This is a genomic window from Candidatus Sulfuricurvum sp. RIFRC-1, assembly GCF_000310245.1.
Classification (GTDB): Bacteria; Campylobacterota; Campylobacteria; order Campylobacterales; family Sulfurimonadaceae; genus Sulfuricurvum.
This window is the reverse complement of sequence record NC_020505.1, coordinates 659,905-679,009: the sequence shown is the minus strand read 5'-3', so window position 1 is coordinate 679,009 and position 19,105 is coordinate 659,905. Positions and strand designations below refer to the sequence as shown.

Below are 19,105 nucleotides of genomic sequence, written 5' to 3'. Positions count from 1 at the left end.
CCGATTTTAAGTGCTTCTCGTCTATAATAATAAAATTTTTATGACGAGGGGTCTCAATGCCAAAACGCGACGACATCAAAACGATATTACTCATCGGATCAGGCCCGATCGTCATCGGTCAAGCCTGCGAATTTGACTACTCCGGGACACAAGCGGTCAAAACGCTCAAAGAACTCGGTTACCGCGTAGTTTTGATCAACTCGAATCCGGCAACGATTATGACCGACCCCGAATTTGCCGATCGTACCTACATCGAACCTATCAAACCCGAAATTATCGCCGAAATCATCAAAAAAGAGAACGTTGATGCTATTTTGCCTACCATGGGAGGGCAAACGGCACTTAACGCCGCTATGAAAATGCATGAACTCGGGATGCTTGAGGGGATCGAATTTCTCGGTGCCAACCCAAGCGCCATCAAAAAAGGGGAAGACCGACAAGCGTTCAAAGAGTGCATGGTAAAAATCGGAATGGACTTGCCGATTTCCCGTTATGCCTACAATATGGAAGAGGCGATGGCTGCTGCCGAAGCGATCGGATTTCCGATCATAATCCGAGCGTCGTATACCTTAGCCGGTGGAGGAAGCGGTGTTGCGTACAACATCGATGAGTTCAAGATGCTCGCTCAACGCGGACTCGACGAATCTCCGATCACCGAAATCTTGATCGAAGAGTCACTCCTGGGATGGAAAGAATACGAGATGGAAGTTATCCGTGACCGCAACGATAACTGTATCATCGTCTGCTCCATCGAAAACTTCGACCCGATGGGTGTCCATACAGGTGACTCCATCACCATTGCCCCTGCCCTCACATTGACCGATAAAGAGTATCAGCGTATGCGTGACGCATCGTTCGCTATTCTTAGAGAAATCGGTGTCGATACCGGTGGCTCAAACGTACAATTTTCCGTCAATCCTGAAACCGGACGTATGATCGTTATCGAAATGAATCCGCGTGTATCACGTTCATCGGCACTGGCTTCGAAAGCGACCGGATATCCGATCGCCAAAGTTGCAACCCTCCTCGCCGTCGGATTTACCCTCGATGAGATCACCAACGACATCACAGGAACCCCTGCGGCATTTGAACCGGTCATCGACTACATCGTCACCAAAGTTCCACGCTTTACGTTTGAAAAATTCCCGGAAGCGGAATCAACCCTTACTACGAGTATGAAATCGGTCGGTGAAGCAATGGCAATCGGCCGTACGTTCAAAGAATCGGTTCAAAAAGCCCTCTGCTCACTAGAGACAGGTCTTAGTGGATTCGATCCGATTGATGGTGATCTTGAGTTTGTTAAACATGAAATCCGTCGCCCGAATGCGGAACGTATTCTCTACGTCGGACAAGGGTTCCGTATGGGACTTTCAAAAGAAGAGGTATTTGAACTCTCTAAAATCGATCCGTGGTTCCTAACCCAAATTGAAGAAATTATCGCTCAAGAAAAAATGATCACAACAGCAACGCTTAGCGATGAAGCACAGCTTCGCCGTCTCAAAACCGAAGGGTTTTCGGATAAAAATATTGCCCGTCTAATCACTTTAAATGGCGGAAGTGCAAAAGAAAATGATGTATACGACGCACGTAAAGCTCTCGGAATCGCATTCGAATACAATGAAGTCGATACCTGTGCGGCAGAGTTCGGTTCATTAACCCCATATCTCTATTCAACGACCAATATCACCCGTCTAGGACTTCAAGCACCGCGTCAAAGCGACAAGAAAAAAGTAATGATCTTAGGCGGCGGACCAAACCGTATCGGTCAGGGGATCGAATTCGACTACTGCTGTGTTCACGCATCATTCGCCCTTAAAGAGATGGGGATCGAGACCATCATGGTCAACTGTAACCCTGAAACCGTCTCTACCGATTACGATACTTCAGACGTCCTCTATTTCGAGCCGATTGATTTTGAACACGTCCGCTCCATCGTCGAAGCGGAACAACCCGATGGTATCATCGTTCACTTCGGAGGACAAACACCGCTTAAACTTGCGAACGGCCTCCATGAAATCGGTGCTAAAATCGCCGGAACATCGGCTGAAGTGATCGACTTGGCAGAAAACCGTGAAAAATTTTCGGCTTTTGTTGTCGAGCAGGGGTTGAAACAGCCGGAAAACGGTATTGCAATGACCAAAGAGCAGGCATTTAAGGTAGCGGAAGAACTCGGTTATCCGGTTCTTGTACGTCCTTCATACGTTTTGGGCGGACGTGCAATGCGTATCGTCTATAACGAAGATGAACTCCGTACCTACATGGATGTCGCCGTATCGGTCAGTAACGACTCTCCGGTACTCGTCGATAAATTCCTTGATCAAGCGGTAGAACTGGATGTCGATGCTATCAGTGACGGCACGGATGTCTACATCGGCTCCGTTATGCAGCACATCGAAGAGGCAGGGATTCACTCTGGAGACAGTGCATGTTCACTCCCTCCGGTAAGTCTCAGTGCTGAACTTCAAGCGCAAGTCGAACAACAAACCAAAAAAATTGCTTTGGGGCTCGGTGTCATTGGAATGCTAAACATCCAATACGCGATCTACCAAAACGAGGTTTACCTCATCGAAGTAAACCCTCGTGCTTCTCGTACTGTGCCGTTTGTTTCCAAAGCGACCGGAATGCCGTTGGCCAAAGTTGCAACCCGTGTAATGGTGGGTGATACACTCCGTAATGCATTGAAATTCTACGATAACTACAATATCGTTATGGAAGCAGACGGTTTACTCAAACCACGCCTCAAAGGGCATGTTGCGATCAAAGAAGCGGTATTCCCGTTCAATAAACTCTACGGTGCCGATTTGGTCCTCTCTCCTGAGATGAAATCAACCGGTGAAGTTATGGGTATCAGTGAAAATTTTGGTGTCAGCTTCGCGAAAAGCCAGTTGGCCGCCGGAAACAAAATTCCTACCTCAGGAACGTGTTTCCTCTCATTCATCGAGATGGATAAAATTCACGCTCCTGAAATCGCACGCGGATTACACAAACAAGGGTTTAACCTTGTCGCAACGCGCGGAACTCAAAAAGTGATTGAGGAAGCAGGTATCCCGTGTGAAGCAGTTCTTAAAATCTCTGAAGGGCGTCCTAATATCGAAGATGTGATGAAAAACGGAGAAATTTCTCTTGCCATCAATACTTCCGATAACAAAACATCCAAAAAAGATGCTGAGCAGATTCGCCAAATCGTATTGCGTATGGGAACACCGTATTTTACGACCCTAAGTGCCGCACGCGCCGCTATTGAAGCGATGGGACATATGCAAGATGATAGCTGGATGGAACCTCACGCACTCCAAGATTATCTTCTCTCTTAAGCAATGAACAAAATCATCCTCGCCCAAACCGACACTACCGTCGGTTTTCTCTCTCAAAATGCTAAACGTTTAGAAGAGATTAAAGGGCGTGCAGGAAATAAACCCTTTTTAAAAGTCTACGCAGATCTCAAAGTTTTGTGTCACGATATCCGTATTCCACCACTCCACAAGCACCGTGTTCGTCATAGTACCAAAACGACATTTATTGTCAAAAACCAAGCATTCCGCTATGTCAAAGACCCGGATCACGCACGTCTCATTCAGCCTTATGGGTGGCTCTATTCCACCTCTGCCAATGAGGGCGGGAAAAACTTCGATAATACTTTTTGCCGCGCTGTTAGTGATATTATTGTTGAAGATTATCGCGGTCTTCATGAACAAAGTGCCTCAAAAATTTTTGTCCTCAACACCACCCACTTAAAACAATTACGATAGGAGATTAACCATGAAACATTTCACCTCTGCAAAACATATCATGATGGGTACAATGGGACTCGTCGTCCTCAGCGCCCTCAGTGGGTGCCAAAGCGCTCCTGAAGAACAAGCGGAAGCACAAAACAAATTCCTCGTTGTCGAACAACTGAGCAGCGGAAAATACGTTATCGTTGAAGAGATGCCGACAGAGGGACCAAGCCGAGCGATTATCAAAGAGACCGATGAAAACGGTACCGTTACCGAACGGGTTATGAGCGAAGCGGAGATGAAAGAACTCGCTGACCAAGAGTATAAAAAGATGGAAGCAGGTCAATCAGAACTTAACGCCGAACCGCACAGTGAGGGGATGGGGCTTGGTGGAACTATCCTTGCCGCTGCGGGGGGAGCATTGCTCGGAAATATGATCGGAAACATGTTGATGAACAACAAAAATGTTCAAAGACATCAAGATATGTCCAACCGTTCAGCCTATCATCGCTCCTCTGCCGGAGGAAAAAGCTCAGCGACTTCAAACACCCAGAAAAAAAGTTTCTTCGGCAATTCCGCTTCCAAAAGCACCTCTTCCAGCAGCAGTTTCGGAGGATGAGTATGGTAGCCCTCCAAAACATCAAAGCGATCGATGATCGTACATTAGAAGAATTCGGATTCGGATGGCATACCGATAACGATGAGAGCAAGTACATTGCCAATGAACTCGTTGTTGTCACCGATGCCGAAGCCGAAGCGTATTATGAAGCGGTCAATGAACTCTACGATATGTATGCCGCTGCAGCTCAGCACGTAATCGATAATAACCTCTTTTTTGATCTCGGTATCCCCTTTAACCTCATTGAGGCGATCAAAAAAAGCTGGGAAAACGATGTCCATTGGCATCTCTATGGACGATTCGATCTCTCAGGCGGGATCAACGGAACGCCGATCAAACTGATCGAGTTTAATGCCGATACCCCCACCTCACTCTTTGAGACTGCAATACTTCAATGGGCACTGCTCAAACACAACGGTATGGACGAAGAGCGTCAATTTAACAATATTTATGAAGCATTCAGCGATAATTTCCGTCGCCTCGTCACCCTTTTCGATGATCCAAGCGACTTTGAAAAACATTACGATGGCTGGAAAATCCTCTTTAGCTCTATCAGCGGAAATATCGAAGAAGAACAAACGGTACGTCTGCTGCAACAAATGGCCATTGATGCAGGATTCGAAACCTCCTTTGAACCTCTTGGCGGCGTAAAGTTTGATGACGAAGGGATTTACGACCGTGCCGAAGAGCCATACGAGTATTGGTTTAAACTTTATCCGTGGGAAGATATTGCGATCGAAGAACCGGAACTGGCGACACAGCTCACTACCATTATGACCAACCAAAAAGCGATTATCCTCAATCCGGCCTATACCCTCCTCTTCCAGTCCAAAGGGATGATGAAAATTCTGTGCGATCTCTTCCCGGATTCTCCCTATTTGCTTAAAACCTCGTTCGAGCCTCTCAAAGGGGTAGCGCATGTGGAGAAACGGATGTTCGGGCGTGAAGGTGCCAATGTGCGCATTATGGATGCCTCAGGCGCTGTGATCGAAGCGAACGACGGGCCGTACGGTAATTTCAAACCGATCTACCAAGAGTACGTCGAGTTTCCAAAAGATTCTCAAGGCAACTGCTATCAAGCGGGGGTCTTTTTCGCCTACGAAGCGTGCGGTTTAGGATTCCGACGCGGCGGGAAAATTCTAGGTAATATGTCAAAATTTGTGGGGCATGTTTTACGATAGTGATGTCGGTTTACCGGTAAAGTATCCTTGTGAATAATCAACATCTAATTGTTTGAGCGTATCGTAAATCTCTTCATTTGAAACAAACTCCGCAATCGTCTTTGCACCGATTTTATGTGCAAATTCGATAATGGTTTCAACGATAATATGGTGACGACGATTACCGCTAATTTCTCGTATGAGCGAACCGTCTATTTTGATATAGTCGACATTCAATTTGAGAATATTTTCAAAATTAGAGTACCCCGTTCCAAAATCATCAATTGCTATTTTCGCACCCAGCGCCTTAACCTGTGTAATAAACTGTGTTACTTCAGCATAGCTCTCGATTCCCTCGGATTCCAAAATCTCAAATACGACCCGATTTGCAGTACCCGTTTGGGTAATAGTTCGAATGATTTCATTAACGGTATGCGGGTTACGGATATCACTATCGGATAAATTGATAGAAAATTCCTCGCTGCGTAAAGCAAAAAGCTTGCACGCTTGATAAACCACTTCAAGCGTGATTTGTGGATAAAGCTTGGTTTGCTTTGCAATTGGCAAAAACTCCATTGGTGGGACAATATTTCCTCCATCATCAATCATTCGGACCAATGTTTCATATTTTTTGATTTCACCTGTTCTAAAATCTACAATCGGCTGGTAATGACAAACAATACGATGTTCAAAAAGAGCTCTGCGCACATCGGATGCCATTGTCAAATTTGAACGATAAAGTTCCTCTACCCGTTCTTCTTGATCGTAAAAAGCAATCGGTTTTTTATTCTGTTTGGCGTAATGTAAAGCGATATCGGCACGTGTCAACACTGTTTCGCTACCTAAAGCAACGCCGATAGTCACCCTGATATTCAGACTCTCTTCGTTGACCATAAAAGTCTTTTCATCCAAAAGAGTGATCAAGGTAATCAAACGATGTTCCAATTCATCCTGATTCATCAAGTTTGTAAATGTTAATGCGAACTCATCACTTCCCAAACGATAACATGAACCCGATAATACATTCAGCCAAGCACCGATTTGTTTCAGTATTTCATCACCGATATCAATTCCGAAAAAATCATTTACCTCTTTAAAATCATCCACATTTACAATCGCCAGAGCGGTGATTTCTCCTTGGAGCAATTTCTCTTGCAGTCTAAATCGGTTAGGTAAACCGGTCAATAGATCACTGTAATATTGATTCTCCAATTCAAGCGTTTTTTCCCTCACAGCACCTTCAAGAGAGCTATTCATCGCTTCCATTTGAGTCAGATAAAGGTGTGTTGTATCTTGCATTGCATTAAATGCGGTAACAATCTGTTCTATTTCAGCACTACCGTTTTCTTCTAATACCAACTGATCACCGGGACGATAATGACGTACTTTTTGAGAAATCTGATTCAAAGGAGAGAGAAGATAGCGTACCCACCATACTGCCAAGAAAAATATCAGCGCAGCACTCAACCCCACACCGTAAAAAACTTTATGCATGGATTGACGCGTCTCATCATATGCCAAATCACTGTAATACAATGTAACTGTTCCCATGGATTGCCCCAATGTAGGTTCCTTGAGCTGATGCGTTAGTGAAATCACTTTATCTCGGGAAAGTGCCTTTTGTGTGTTGTTACGATAAACATATAACTCTTTGCCATTGTGATCCCTAATGGATAGTTCTATGACATCGGGAACCGAAACCACCGAGGAAACTTTTTCTTCGATTTGATCATAAAATTTTAAATAGAGTGTCATTTGCAGCGATTTATCAATCGTTTGCAACAACAAATCGGCTTTTTGTTTTTCGGAAACCCGTTTTGTATTTTCAAATGTCGTACTAATTGCCCATCCAAACGTAACAAAAATCACTACAAAAACGAGAATTAATGAACCAACAACTTTATAAGACAAACGACTTTTAGAGCGATACATAACTAACCTTTGTACATAAAAAAACATTCTGAATAAGTGTAGTGTGCTTCTATAGAAAATAATACAAAAAATAAATCAGCATTTTAACCTGTGTAATATACTATCTAATTTATTTATCCAATCTTTACCAAACCTTATTATTTCAGCTATGCTTAACGGTTTGTATACTATCTTATCTCCTTAGAACGTACAAAGGGTGAAATCATTGAACTGCCACCTCTCATCTTCAGTAGCGGAACAGAACGCTATTTTGCGGCAACGCTATGATGTTTTTGTCGAAGAGTTCAATTTTTTTACCCCCAGAGAGGATGGGCAACGGATCGAATATGATACCTATGATGATCATGCCCTTTTATTCGGTGTCTGGGAACAAGATCTTCTGATCGCGTCCTGCCGCCTCATTCTTCCGAATACTCCCCTTGGTTTACCGACACTCAACACCATGGTCATTGATTCGGAAAAACTGCAGGATATTCAGCAAACTGCCGAAATTTCACGGATTACCGTCGCGTCCGACCAAAGAGCTTTCAGAAAAACGATAAAGGTCCTTCAAACGATGCAAAAGGAAATTAATCGCGTTTCGGCCAATTATGAAATCAACCAATGGATCGGAGCCGTTGGGCCCCGTTTTCTACGCCTCCTGAATCAATCTCGTTTGCTCTATCGCCCCATCGGTCCGCTTCAATTTCACGTCGGTACTGAACGCTATCCTATACTTTTGCGGCTCCAAGACTATACCGCATCCCTGAAAGAGAACCGATGAGAACTCATTTTTCTCTGGCGTTGCTACTCATTCCTTTTACCCTTTTTGCGGCTGAGACAGATTCAAACCTTTTCAATAATCTTACAAGCGACATCAATACCATTGCCCAAACCGCAAAAAACCAGCGGGCCAATATTGATTATCTCCCCTATATTATGACCGTCTTTGAGGGCGAAGAACTTTCCCGAGCCGGTGCATCCTCACTCAAAGAGGCACTTGCACTTACTGCCGGAGTCAACATTGCCAGCGATAATCTCTCTTTATTTAATCCGGTCATTCGAGGATCCAATCCCGTTGCTTACGGTCAAAGCAAACTCATTATTGACGGTATCGAAGTTAACGATCTTTTTTTTGATGGCTATACTGCGTATCTAACCATGCCGATCGATATGATCAAACGGATCGAAATTGTCCGTGGTCCCGGCAGTTACAGCGATGGGCACTGGGGCTATGCCGGTTCCATTGTAGTAACAACGTATAAAAAAGAACCGGATAGTGAAAAAAATGGGCGCTGGTTTATGTCAGCCGGTACTCATAATACCTATAAAGCCGGTGCTACCTATGCAATGAAGGATAACGATTTCACTTTGGCGGCAGATATCTACACCGTACACGATAATCTCTCCCTCTCTTATGATCAAGACGGTCTTTCCAATAATCTTCTCGGCAATGCGAATGCGCACCTCTCTCGCTCCGGCAATGCTCCTTCCTCAACGGATGCCACCATGTTTTCACTCTCCCTCTCCAAAGGAGATTTTTTTGCCGATGGACGCATCTCCTCTTACCGTCACGGATCAGAGGGGGGGATTAACTATGCTCTTGCAGCTGATGGGGATCACTACAATATCGATCAATGGCAAATTCGTGCCGGAGCGCACTACAATCTAGATAACTTCAGGGGAATATTTCAAGCAGGAATGGTACAAGACAGCTTTATCAGCCATTCTCTTTTAGCCCCATCGGGACTCATCCTCCCTTCGCTCACACCACCTACTGTCATTGTTAACTATCCAAATGGGTTTTACGGTAATCATGAAGCAATTATCCAAACCTATCAAGTCAATAATTCCCTCTCCGGCACTATACTCGCAGGCGAAGCAACGTTCGGAGTGGGTAAATCATGGAGCAGTGTTACTTCAGAAAAAACCGTAACGACCAATCGTGACACTGGAACGGGGATGAGTGACTATTCTGAGATTCTCCCTTTTTTCAGCCCAACCGGCTCCATCAGCAATATCACAACCTATCTGACCTATGAGAGAGTGATCTCCTCTTCATTAAGCGGCTATGCCTCATTGACCATAGACAAACGTAATAACTTGTCAGCCCAAGTAGATCCGCGCGTCGCACTCTTATATACTATTGATCCGGAAAATCTCATCAAATTTTCAATCTCCCGCGCCCATAGAAATCCCTCATGGCAAGAGATGTTTACCCTCAACAACAAAGCAAGATGGGGTAATCCAGACCTCGTTCCAGAAACCGTTGTGGCCTATGAAACCCAATTCATTCATCGCTTTGAGACCGATCACACCCTCTCTATCAACTTTTTTCATCTCAGCAATGAGAATCAAATTTATCCCCAATACAATAACACACTATCACGCTACGAATACATAAACGGATCAGAGAGCAAGATTAGAGGATTCGAGGCCGAATGGCGTAAACGTTACGATAGCACCTCTTTTTATGCCGCATTCACTCGTATTTGGGCAGAAGATGACAGTGGTACAACGCTCCCCAATGCTCCGAGCAATACCGCACGCGGATTTATCACGCATACTCTCGATGCAAACTGGTATGGCTCACTGTCCGGACGCTGGCAAAGTGCAACCCCAAGAACATCAGCTGATACGCGCGGTGCTATGAAAGCCATCGGTATAGTTGACACTTCCATAGGATATAAACTTCCGAAAATTCAAAGTGAAATTCAACTCACAGCTAAAAATATTTTCGATAAAAATGAATTTTACCCAAGTCAAAACAATACCTATGATGGAGATTATCCCTCAACCGGGCGTACATTTTTATTTACTTTCAGGGGAACATTTTGAAACGTCTTCTGATAAGTATTTTACTTTGCACTGCCGGATGGAGTGCCTCTTATGATCCATTTTTACTCGAGACTCAGCTCTCTTTACTGCCAAAAATTGCCGTATTAGAAAGAAATTTTCTTTCATCTAATACGAAATCTCCCATCAAAATTTTGATTGCTTACGACCACGGAGATGATGATACAGCCGCATTGTGTATCAAAATATTAATGTCTAAATTCAATGGTCGTCTTAACGGTCGTCCGATCAACGCAACAGCGCTTCCGTTCGATAAACTTGACGGATCAACATCCTATCACTTTATTTATGCCCTCAAAGCGAGCTTGTCGCAGCTTAATAAAGTTCATAACGCTGTGGGAGCATCGGGTGCGATTACAGCGCTTTACGATGCAGACAAATTGGGTGAAGACGGCCTATTGCTCTCAATTCGGATGGAGAGGACCCCCATCATCCTCATCAATGCGAAAGCGCTTCGGAACAACCATTTTTCATTCCCCGATAGCCTACTCGAAATTTCGAGAATCATTCAATAATGTTTCACCACTATCGTACCTCTTTTTGATTCATTCGCGCTTGAAGCGCATTGGAGATATTCATCAATGAAAACGTAACGATAAAGATCATTAATCCGGGGAAAAAGCTTACCCACCACGCGATATCGATCACCTCTTTACCGCCGCTGAGGATGCTTCCCCAGCTCATCTGCGGAGCAACAATCCCTAGACCCAAAAAGGAGAGCCCTGATTCGGCTAAAATCGCCCCCCCTACCCCGAAAGTAAAGCTGACCAATACGATTGGAGCCAACAGGGGCGCATAATATTTGAGCATGATTGTAAGCGGATGAATATGCGCGATGTGCAAAATACGGATATAGGGTTTGGAGGCTATTGCAAAGCTCTCTGAGCGTATCAAGCGTGCTGTCCCCATCCACCCAGTCATTGAAATAATAAGCACCAGTACCCAAATCGATGCATTGACATAACTGACCAGCGTTAACAGTAAAAACAATGTCGGAAAAGTTAAAAAGAGGTCCACAATGATGATAAAGACTCTATCATAACCGCCGCGCAGCAATGCCGCACTCACCCCATAAAGCAAACCGATTAGTGTAGAGATAAGAGCGCTTGCAAATCCAATCAACAGTGACACTTGTCCACCTTCCATCAAACGCACTAGCAAATCACGCCCCAATCGGTCTGTACCGAACCAATGTTCCATCGATGGAGCAAGCAAAATGGCGCGAGAGTCTAAATAAAGGGGATCAGCCGTATAAAAATACGGTCCGATGAAGGAAAAAAAGATTACCGCGAACAAAACGGCAATACTCAAAAAAGGCATTACTGCTTTATGCCGAGCAAGGTGGTCATCATCTGATCTATCGTCGTAATGATTTTTGCCGCAGCACCGTATGAGGTTTGATAACGGATGAGATTTGCCAACTCTTCATCGATACTCACTTTGGATACCGAATCGTACTCTTGTTTGACCGCATTGTATTGCGCCGTGATCGATTCATTACTGAGGATCGCCGAATTTGTTTTCGTCCCAATTTTGGTCACCAAAGAGTCAAAATATCCGTACACTGTATCTGATGAAGTATCGGTTCCATTTTTAAACATAATCGATGAAAATTGAAGCTCTACCATATCCAACGCGGTCTGATTATCACCTTCAGCAGGTGATTTATGCCCTTTAATGAGTGTCGGATCATTTTTTAAATTCGTATTCAAATCCATAGTTTTAGCATCATAACCGTCAAAAAATCGGTTTACCCCTGTAACACCGGCAAAGTTTGTCCCCTGATCTTCAATCGCAAACGTATACCCTTGTGATGCATAAGAAGAGTTCAAATTAATCTGAAAAACATTCGATGCAAACCCAGGAGTCAAGATATCATCAATATCATTTAGCGCGTTATTATCACTGTTATCATCAACGGATGCCCGCATTTGTCCAATAATACTATTAGCAGTAAGCGGACTGTCTTCCATGACTGTTGTGTCGTTTATCGTTATCGAGCGTCTTCCCACTTCATTGCCGTCGATATCATATACAACAACATCGAAGGTTCCAGTATTAAAATTTTCATCCGTATTCATCAACGCATCCGTTGAGCTGAAACTCAATGTATTCGTACGCATCGAAGAAGTCGCACTCTGTGCGTAGAGATTGTTGGTACTCTCAATCATACCGCGAGCAAACGTATCAAGATTATTAAGTGTCTCTTGTAAAAACCCGTCTTCAAACTCACCGTTATCACCTATGATAGAACCGCGAAGCTCTAGCAACGCCCCAACTTTTCCTCCGGTAATATTACTGGCAAACGGAATTTTGACACCGTCTTGGCGCTCATAATACAAATCATTATAGCCGTTTTGATTCCCTAAGTTATCAACACCGATAGGATGAAAACTATGCCCGTCAACGAGATTGAACCCTCCGACTTGAATCGTATAGCTCCCATCTTCTATAGCAATATTGCTATCAATATCGTTTCGGCTCTCTATTTGACCGACCAAAACTTTTGAACCGATGAGCTTAGAAAGTGTCATCTCTAATTTATTGCGCTGATCTCGTAAATCATTGGCGTTATTCAGCCCGCCGGCTTCTTCTTCATTAATCGATTTGTTCAATCCGGCAATCTGCTCTGCAATACGGTTTACTTCATCAATATTTACTTTAACCTGCTCGTTGAGAGAGCTTTGTAATCCCGCAATTTGTGAACGGGTTTCAGTAATGTGCTGGGAGAGAGTTTGCGCCTGCTGCGCTAAGGCTACTTTTAAAGAACTGTTGCTTGGATTATTTGCCAACGACTGCCACATATCAAAATAGTTTTGCATGTCATTTTTAATACCGACATCATCTATCTCAGGAAAGTAGGTTGAAAGCTCTTCAAGATTCTTTTTCAAACTATCTGAATATTCTTTGTTTTGCGCCGACGTAGTGTAACGGTTAAAGACAAATTTATCGAAAACACGGGTGATTTCAGTAATTTGCGTCCCATTTCCACGTTGGCCCGGATCGATGCTGATCGGATATGCCGCTGCTGTAACGACACGCTGGCGGTTATACCCTTCTGTCTCTGCATTGGATATATTGTGCCCTGTCGTATCAATAGCAATTTGCGCCGCATTTAATGCACTGTATCCAATGTGCAAGGCGTTAAAGATAGATGCCATTTTATGCTCTCACTTCCAAAAATGAGGATTCTGCAGAGGCGACTTTTTGATACCCCTCCATTTGTGTCGGAACAACCCGTTCTAAAAGGGTATTGTAAAACGAGCCGACACTTAAAACCATTTTTGCGTATTGTTGATTCACTTCTCGAAGCAGTGATAAATGTACTTTAAGTGAATCGAGTTGCTGATGTTGTTCATTATCTAAAAGCTCGGAAAGAGGACGAGAAGGATGTTGTGTCATCAATTTTGAAATCTCGCGATCAATCATCGCTTTTTTATGTTCAAAATTTTTAATTTTCTCTTCTTTAATCGCTAAACGATCAAATTGCGGATTATGATTTGCCTCTTTGATATCATCGATGTCTTCTCTGGATAATGAGATAAGTGCCTCGAGATCTTTGATAGCGCTTTGTAATTGATAAGACAACATCATAAACTCCTTCTGCTTTAGGTCAGCTCTTGCGCAATGCGCTTGGCCAAAGATTCGATATCGACACGGTATTCACCTTTTTCAATCGAAGCTTTTAACTCTTCGATACGGCTTGTGTCACCTTGTTTCGTAATAGATTGCACGGATTTCTCCTGCTCTTTGGTTTTTTGTGATGGTTCTTGGTATGCTCCTCGAATGAGTGAGCCGTTCACACTTGAGATCATGGTGAATCCTTATTTTATCCGTTTATGATGTGTACATACCATATCGGCCAAAACCACAAAAAATTTAGTCTATTTCTCTATTTTCGCACCCTTTTGACTAAGGTGTTCGTATAGCATTTGAGAAAATCCGAATCCACCGGCACTGGCATTCGATAATTCTTCACGATACATCGATTTAAAAATTTTATCACCGGGATCATTGACACTGCTAAAGAGGTTTTTTTCCTCTTTCATCGCTTCATCAAGCATCATTTTCACAATAATCGCTTCAAACTGATCGGTTTTCTCCCGCAGAGCTTTATCCCCCTCTTTGGTTCCGATGGTTGGGACAGCTTTGTTATACGATACACTAGAGATATCCATTAGATAACCTCCAAATCAACCGTGATGGCTCCGGCACTTTTCATCGCCTGAAAAATCGAGATCATTTGCTTTGGATTAGCTCCAAGTTTTTGAAGAGATCGTGCGATATTGGCAACCGTCGTTGTCCCTTTCTCCGTGTAAACTTCATTTTCATTCAACCCGATTACAAGACTTTTATCCATCGTGACACTGCCTGCGGGTTTTGCGACCGAATTTTGAGCGAGGATTTTCACGGTAATATCCCCTTGGGTAATAACAACCGGTTTGACCTCTACATCCACACCCGCAACGATGGTTCCCGTACGTTCATTAATGATGATTTTTTGCTCTTGCGCGTACTCGATATCGAGATTTTGTACTTCCGCTAAAAATTCAACCATTGATCGATTTTGCGGTAATTGTAGTTGAATCGTTCTTGGATCAACGGCTGTGGCAACATTCGAACGGTATTTGGCATTAATAGCATTTTGAATCGCTACCGAGTTGGCAAAATTGGATGATTTAAGAGAAAGTGTCGCGTTCTGTTGATGGTAAAGATCTTGGTTGATTTCACGTTCCACTAAACCGCCGCCGTATACCATTCCGACCGTCGGATGCGATTCAGCACCGGAACCTTTTTCATTTTTACCGCCGATGCTGATAGAACCTTGAGCTAATGCGTAAATTTTACCATCCACCCCTTTGAGAGGTGTCATAAGCAGTGTTCCGCCTTCGAGCGATTTTGCATCACCGATAGAGGATACGACGACATCAAATGCATCCCCTTGACGGGCAAACGGAGCAAATTTAGCCGTAACAACGACAGCGGCAACGTTTTTGGATTTGATATCGACCGGATTCATATCGATGTTCATCGCTTTGAGCATATTGGCGATCGATTGAAGGGTGAATTTAGAGGTAGTACCGTCACCCGTTTTTTTCAAACCGACGACAAGCGAGTAACCGATAATCTGATTATCCCGTACCCCGACGATATTCGCGACTTCGCTGATGCGGGCTGCTTGAGAGAGGCTTAGTAAGCAAAAAAGTAGTATAAAAATTCTCATGCCAATCCTTTATTATCAAAGGATAAAGCAAAGTTTATTCCATAATGGATTTATGTATAATAGGTAAGAGACGTTTTTCCGAATTTTTTGAATTTTAGTCGATTAAAGTGACCGATAGCATCGGGGAGTTCGAGGGTACTCATGTGTTCGATGATAATCAAAGTCGCCATTTCCAGAGGAAGTGAGGCGATCATATCGATGGTTTTATCGTATATCTCCTCCATCCCCTCACGGATTGAAAAAGGGGGATCAACGTAGATAAAAGCACTCTCACCGAGTGCTGCGAGACGCTTTTTTACCTGAGTGATGTTACTGAAACTGTCCCCTTCGAGAATTTCACATGCCCTCGGGTCGGTTTGGGCAATATTTTCACGCAATGTTTTGATCGCATCACGATCTTTTTCCATAAAAATGATCTTTTTAGCTCCTCGGCTCAATGCTTCGAGGCCGATAGAACCGCTTCCCGAGAAAACTTCAACCAATACCGCATCGATAATATCAAACTGAAGTGTGTTAAAAAAAGATTCCAGCACAATCCCTTTCGAACTTCGGGTCGTCTCTTTGGAGGGAAGTTTCAGGGTTTTCCCCTTATATTTTCCGGCAATGATTTTTTTCGTAATGGTGGGGTTATTTTTCATAAAATGCTCGTACTGCTTTGAGGATATTTGCTTGATATTCGAGGGTTAGCTTCTCGATGTGACGTTCTAGGATTTCAAAACTCACCTTTTCCTCTTCATCTGAGACCATAACCTCATCTTCGACAATAGCAGGGCTATTTTTTTGAGAATCAAATTTTTGATTGAGGGCATGGAGCAATTGGGCTTTGGAAAACGGCTTGATCAACTCGGAGCCCTCATCCACACCAATAACAAATGTAGGGTGCTGCTCATCACGAATATCTTTATCCCGAATCAAAATATCGCACTGGCGTAGCGAGCTCAAATGCCCATCGAGAAAAAGCTCCAATGAGCGCTGCAACAATGGCGAATCACACTGTATAGCTACCTTCAAATCACTTTCCTCTCAAATAATAATCGATACTATAACGCAAATCCTCGTCCATGTCCATCAAACTCTCCACCATCCACTTCAGATATCCCGGATCTTTGAGTGCAATCTCTTCGATCCTTTTTTTAGCGTATTTTCCAAACGGTAAACGGACTAAGAGCACATGACTTTTCGAAATCTCTATAAGACGATCTATCTCTGCCAAATCAAGTAAATATTCCAAAATCATACGAGTGTGCAACGCATCACTGAGGGGATGATGAGGAGTAATACTGATTCCTGCTTCCTCGAATACTCTCATTTCATCACGGTATAGCCGTAGCTCATAACGCAAAAACTGCAAACTGTATCCTTCCAAATCATCCATCAAAGACTTAGAACATTTCAGCGTATCGATAACGCTTCCCTGCCATGTCAACCCCTCTTTTTCGAGCATCGAGAGTTCAAAGGGGGCATTATGGGATACGAGTATATTTTCCGGTGTATTGAGAGATTTGAGTTTTTCAGCGCTTATGGATTGGGAAAAAGAGGGAGACTCTTGCAGCATTTCATTCGTAATATGATGGATCGCCGAAGCGTGAGGAGGGATTTTTTTACCCGGATTAATCAGTTCAAAATGGCTCACATCATCAGCGATCATACCTAATGCACAAATACGGTCTTTCATCTCTAAACCCGTTGTTTCCGTATCGAGAAAAATCAGCATCATTACCCAGAAACAGATGTTTTTAAAGAAGCCATTAGATTATGATAATGTTCTAACGTACGAAAACTTTTCTCAAAACGCCATCCCAATACAAAAGAGACGATCTCTCTCTTTTGTTCCGAACTCAGTTTTTCAGCACGTCCGTAATATCCTAAAGAGCTATTTTTATTTTTAACTTTTGCATTTTTATCATAAATTATGGCAATAATTTGAGCGTATTTACCCTCTTTTACCGCGCCTAAATCTTCATCGGATAGAGATAAGCCTGAGAGATTGATCGCTTTATACTCAAATAAATCTTCAAACCGTTTGACTTTCGCATCGATACCCAATTTAAGGTAAAGTTCTTCGAGTGTTTTAAGATTGCTTTTTCGCTCTAACTCATAGCTGGAGATTTGTGCTGTCAGGTTTTTCAGTCGATCCAGTGCCGAACTCACATTTTCTCCTTCAAATATCTCTCTATTTTGATAATTTTAACCACAACTAGCTTATAATACGTAACTTTTATTATTTGGGATATAAATGAACTATTTACGTATTCAAGGCCCTACCAAACTAAGCGGAACCGTCACCATTTCGGGCGCCAAAAATGCGGCATTGCCACTAATCACTTTAACGCTGTTGGGGCACAACCCTATCACCATGAGCAATACCCCTGAAGTCGCTGATATTAAAACTCTGCTAAAACTCCTCGGCAACCTTGGTGCGAGTTATACATTAGAAGATCATGTTCTCAAAATCGACACCTCAACCGTAAACCATACGATGGCAAACTACGACATCGTTAAAACCATGCGCGCTTCCATTCTCGTTCTCGGACCGCTCCTTGCCCGTTTCGGGCATTGTGAAGTTTCCCTTCCGGGTGGATGCGCTATCGGTCAACGTCCGATCGATTTACATCTCAAAGCAATGGAACAAATGGGTGCTACCATCACCATTCACGCGGGATACGTCCATGCGATTGCACCGGAGGGTCTTAAGGGAGCCCACATCATCTTCGATAAAATCACCGTTACCGGAACGGCAAACGTTGTCATGGCGGCGGCATTAGCACACGGTAAAAGTGTCCTCGTAAACTGTGCAAAAGAGCCTGAAGTCGTTCAACTGTGTGAAATCCTCCGAGACAGCGGTATTGATATTACCGGTATCGGAAGCTCAGAACTAACCATCATCGGTACCGGTGGAAAAACCATTGATATGGTCGATTTCGAAGTTATTCCTGATCGTATCGAAGCAGGTACTTATATGTGTGCCGCAGCGATTACCGATTCGGTTGTTACACTCGATCGTGTACGTCCCGATCATTTGGATGCTGTTACTGCGAAATTAGAGCAAATGGGATGCCGTATTGAATGCACTGAGAGTACGATGACCGTTTATCCCGCATCTGAACTCAAACACGTCGATATTGTAACCCAAGAATATCCGGCATTCCCAACCGACATGCAAGCGCAATTTTTAGCCCTTGCTACGATTGCAAAAGGAGCCAGCACGATTGAAGAGCGATTGTTTGAAAACCGCTTTATGCATGTGAGTGAGTTGCAACGTCTAGGTGCCGAGATCAAACTCAGCGGCCACACTGCAACCGTAATCGGGCCGTGTGATCTTGCCGGTGCTGATGTCATGGCAACGGATTTACGGGCATCCAGTGCACTCGTCCTTGCGGCCATGGCAGCTGAGGGAACCACCAATGTCCACCGTATCTATCACCTCGATCGCGGATATGAGAATCTTGAGCTTAAACTTCGCGCACTCGGTGCAAATATTGAGCGTCTGCAAGAGTAGTTTCACCCTCATTCCCGTGCAAACGGGGATTCATCTTCCCGTTCTTCTTATTCCCCGCAACGATAGCTAAGATTGGTAATGTAATATTCGCAATAGTTTTTTGGACGGATCCGAAAGATT

General features: G+C 43.7%; 19 protein-coding genes. 8 read left to right on the top strand and 11 right to left on the bottom strand.

Features of this window, described 5'->3' with window-relative positions; translation table 11 throughout:
• The first annotated feature begins 56 nt into the window (after nucleotides 1-56).
• From carB to B649_RS03570, 4 genes are read left to right on the top strand one after another with little or no spacing between them, the layout of a single operon-like run.
• The gene (gene carB, locus B649_RS03585) at nucleotides 57-3,314 is read left to right on the top strand and encodes a carbamoyl-phosphate synthase large subunit (protein WP_015653140.1); all 3,258 of its coding nucleotides are present in this window, start codon (nucleotides 57-59) and stop codon (nucleotides 3,312-3,314) included.
• Between the two features lie 3 nt (nucleotides 3,315-3,317).
• On the top strand, nucleotides 3,318-3,749 hold the full coding sequence (locus B649_RS03580; protein WP_015653139.1) for a hypothetical protein: 432 nt from the start codon (nucleotides 3,318-3,320) through the stop codon (nucleotides 3,747-3,749).
• A gap of 10 nt (nucleotides 3,750-3,759) precedes the next feature.
• On the top strand, nucleotides 3,760-4,335 hold the full coding sequence (locus B649_RS03575; protein ID WP_015653138.1) for a hypothetical protein: 576 nt from the start codon (nucleotides 3,760-3,762) through the stop codon (nucleotides 4,333-4,335).
• 2 nt (nucleotides 4,336-4,337) lie between these two features.
• Nucleotides 4,338-5,516, top strand: coding sequence for a glutathionylspermidine synthase family protein (locus tag B649_RS03570; protein ID WP_015653137.1), 1,179 nt, complete (start codon nucleotides 4,338-4,340; stop codon nucleotides 5,514-5,516).
• On the opposite strand, the gene B649_RS12075 is transcribed toward B649_RS03570, so the two are convergent.
• The gene (locus B649_RS12075) at nucleotides 5,508-7,427 is read right to left on the bottom strand and encodes an EAL domain-containing protein (RefSeq protein ID WP_015653136.1); all 1,920 of its coding nucleotides are present in this window, start codon (nucleotides 7,425-7,427) and stop codon (nucleotides 5,508-5,510) included. The two genes, B649_RS03570 and B649_RS12075, sit on opposite strands and share 9 nt — an antisense overlap.
• A 205-nt stretch (nucleotides 7,428-7,632) precedes the next feature.
• On the opposite strand from B649_RS12075, the gene B649_RS03560 reads away from it, so the two are divergent.
• From B649_RS03560 to B649_RS03550, 3 genes are read left to right on the top strand one after another with little or no spacing between them, the layout of a single operon-like run.
• Complete coding sequence (locus B649_RS03560; protein WP_015653135.1) at nucleotides 7,633-8,190, top strand: GNAT family N-acyltransferase; 558 nt, start codon at nucleotides 7,633-7,635, stop codon at nucleotides 8,188-8,190.
• Complete coding sequence (locus B649_RS03555) at nucleotides 8,187-10,244, top strand: TonB-dependent receptor (protein ID WP_015653134.1); 2,058 nt, start codon at nucleotides 8,187-8,189, stop codon at nucleotides 10,242-10,244. Before B649_RS03560 ends, B649_RS03555 begins: the two co-directional genes overlap by 4 nt.
• Complete coding sequence (locus B649_RS03550) at nucleotides 10,241-10,777, top strand: hypothetical protein (protein WP_015653133.1); 537 nt, start codon at nucleotides 10,241-10,243, stop codon at nucleotides 10,775-10,777. Before B649_RS03555 ends, B649_RS03550 begins: the two co-directional genes overlap by 4 nt.
• A 10-nt stretch (nucleotides 10,778-10,787) precedes the next feature.
• On the opposite strand, the gene B649_RS03545 is transcribed toward B649_RS03550, so the two are convergent.
• The 10 genes from B649_RS03545 to B649_RS03500 form a co-directional block, all read right to left on the bottom strand.
• Nucleotides 10,788-11,582, bottom strand: coding sequence for an ABC transporter permease (locus B649_RS03545; protein WP_015653132.1), 795 nt, complete (start codon nucleotides 11,580-11,582; stop codon nucleotides 10,788-10,790).
• Nucleotides 11,582-13,423: a flagellar hook-associated protein FlgK gene (gene flgK, locus B649_RS03540; protein ID WP_015653131.1), complete on the bottom strand. Its 1,842-nt coding sequence runs from the start codon at nucleotides 13,421-13,423 to the stop codon at nucleotides 11,582-11,584. The genes B649_RS03545 and flgK overlap by 1 nt, the downstream gene beginning before the upstream one ends.
• 1 nt (nucleotide 13,424) lies before the next feature.
• Nucleotides 13,425-13,853 (bottom strand): hypothetical protein, encoded by a 429-nt coding sequence (locus tag B649_RS03535; protein WP_015653130.1) that lies wholly within the window; start codon nucleotides 13,851-13,853, stop codon nucleotides 13,425-13,427.
• A gap of 17 nt (nucleotides 13,854-13,870) precedes the next feature.
• Complete coding sequence (locus B649_RS03530) at nucleotides 13,871-14,077, bottom strand: flagellar biosynthesis anti-sigma factor FlgM (RefSeq protein WP_015653129.1); 207 nt, start codon at nucleotides 14,075-14,077, stop codon at nucleotides 13,871-13,873.
• A gap of 69 nt (nucleotides 14,078-14,146) precedes the next feature.
• Nucleotides 14,147-14,440 (bottom strand): rod-binding protein, encoded by a 294-nt coding sequence (locus B649_RS03525; protein WP_015653128.1) that lies wholly within the window; start codon nucleotides 14,438-14,440, stop codon nucleotides 14,147-14,149.
• Complete coding sequence (locus tag B649_RS03520) at nucleotides 14,440-15,486, bottom strand: flagellar basal body P-ring protein FlgI (RefSeq protein ID WP_015653127.1); 1,047 nt, start codon at nucleotides 15,484-15,486, stop codon at nucleotides 14,440-14,442. Before B649_RS03520 ends, B649_RS03525 begins: the two co-directional genes overlap by 1 nt.
• A gap of 50 nt (nucleotides 15,487-15,536) precedes the next feature.
• Complete coding sequence (gene rsmD / locus B649_RS03515; RefSeq protein ID WP_015653126.1) at nucleotides 15,537-16,124, bottom strand: 16S rRNA (guanine(966)-N(2))-methyltransferase RsmD; 588 nt, start codon at nucleotides 16,122-16,124, stop codon at nucleotides 15,537-15,539.
• The gene (locus B649_RS03510; protein ID WP_041192390.1) at nucleotides 16,114-16,497 is read right to left on the bottom strand and encodes a hypothetical protein; all 384 of its coding nucleotides are present in this window, start codon (nucleotides 16,495-16,497) and stop codon (nucleotides 16,114-16,116) included. Before B649_RS03510 ends, rsmD begins: the two co-directional genes overlap by 11 nt.
• A 1-nt stretch (nucleotide 16,498) precedes the next feature.
• Nucleotides 16,499-17,203: an exonuclease domain-containing protein gene (locus B649_RS03505; protein WP_015653124.1), complete on the bottom strand. Its 705-nt coding sequence runs from the start codon at nucleotides 17,201-17,203 to the stop codon at nucleotides 16,499-16,501.
• Nucleotides 17,203-17,637 (bottom strand): hypothetical protein, encoded by a 435-nt coding sequence (locus B649_RS03500; RefSeq protein ID WP_015653123.1) that lies wholly within the window; start codon nucleotides 17,635-17,637, stop codon nucleotides 17,203-17,205. Before B649_RS03500 ends, B649_RS03505 begins: the two co-directional genes overlap by 1 nt.
• A gap of 85 nt (nucleotides 17,638-17,722) precedes the next feature.
• Between B649_RS03500 and murA the strand changes: the two genes are divergently transcribed.
• A complete protein-coding gene (gene murA / locus B649_RS03495; protein WP_015653122.1) occupies nucleotides 17,723-18,985 on the top strand; it encodes a UDP-N-acetylglucosamine 1-carboxyvinyltransferase in 1,263 nt (420 codons plus the stop codon).
• The last annotated feature ends 120 nt before the right edge of the window (nucleotides 18,986-19,105 follow it).

Bases quoted from the DNA above. Each gene is read 5' to 3' on its own strand.
- carB (WP_015653140.1), top strand. From the start codon at position 57: ATGCCAAAACGCGACGACATCAAAACGATATTACTCATCGGATCAGGC.
- B649_RS03580 (WP_015653139.1), top strand. From the start codon at position 3,318: ATGAACAAAATCATCCTCGCCCAAACCGACACTACCGTCGGTTTTCTC.
- B649_RS03575 (WP_015653138.1), top strand. From the start codon at position 3,760: ATGAAACATTTCACCTCTGCAAAACATATCATGATGGGTACAATGGGA.
- B649_RS03570 (WP_015653137.1), top strand. From the start codon at position 4,338: ATGGTAGCCCTCCAAAACATCAAAGCGATCGATGATCGTACATTAGAA.
- B649_RS12075 (WP_015653136.1), bottom strand. From the start codon at position 7,427: ATGTATCGCTCTAAAAGTCGTTTGTCTTATAAAGTTGTTGGTTCATTA.
- B649_RS03555 (WP_015653134.1), top strand. From the start codon at position 8,187: ATGAGAACTCATTTTTCTCTGGCGTTGCTACTCATTCCTTTTACCCTT.
- B649_RS03545 (WP_015653132.1), bottom strand. From the start codon at position 11,582: ATGCCTTTTTTGAGTATTGCCGTTTTGTTCGCGGTAATCTTTTTTTCC.
- flgK (WP_015653131.1), bottom strand. From the start codon at position 13,423: ATGGCATCTATCTTTAACGCCTTGCACATTGGATACAGTGCATTAAAT.
- B649_RS03535 (WP_015653130.1), bottom strand. From the start codon at position 13,853: ATGTTGTCTTATCAATTACAAAGCGCTATCAAAGATCTCGAGGCACTT.
- B649_RS03530 (WP_015653129.1), bottom strand. From the start codon at position 14,077: ATGATCTCAAGTGTGAACGGCTCACTCATTCGAGGAGCATACCAAGAA.
- B649_RS03525 (WP_015653128.1), bottom strand. From the start codon at position 14,440: ATGGATATCTCTAGTGTATCGTATAACAAAGCTGTCCCAACCATCGGA.
- B649_RS03520 (WP_015653127.1), bottom strand. From the start codon at position 15,486: ATGAGAATTTTTATACTACTTTTTTGCTTACTAAGCCTCTCTCAAGCA.
- rsmD (WP_015653126.1), bottom strand. From the start codon at position 16,124: ATGAAAAATAACCCCACCATTACGAAAAAAATCATTGCCGGAAAATAT.
- B649_RS03505 (WP_015653124.1), bottom strand. From the start codon at position 17,203: ATGATGCTGATTTTTCTCGATACGGAAACAACGGGTTTAGAGATGAAA.
- murA (WP_015653122.1), top strand. From the start codon at position 17,723: ATGAACTATTTACGTATTCAAGGCCCTACCAAACTAAGCGGAACCGTC.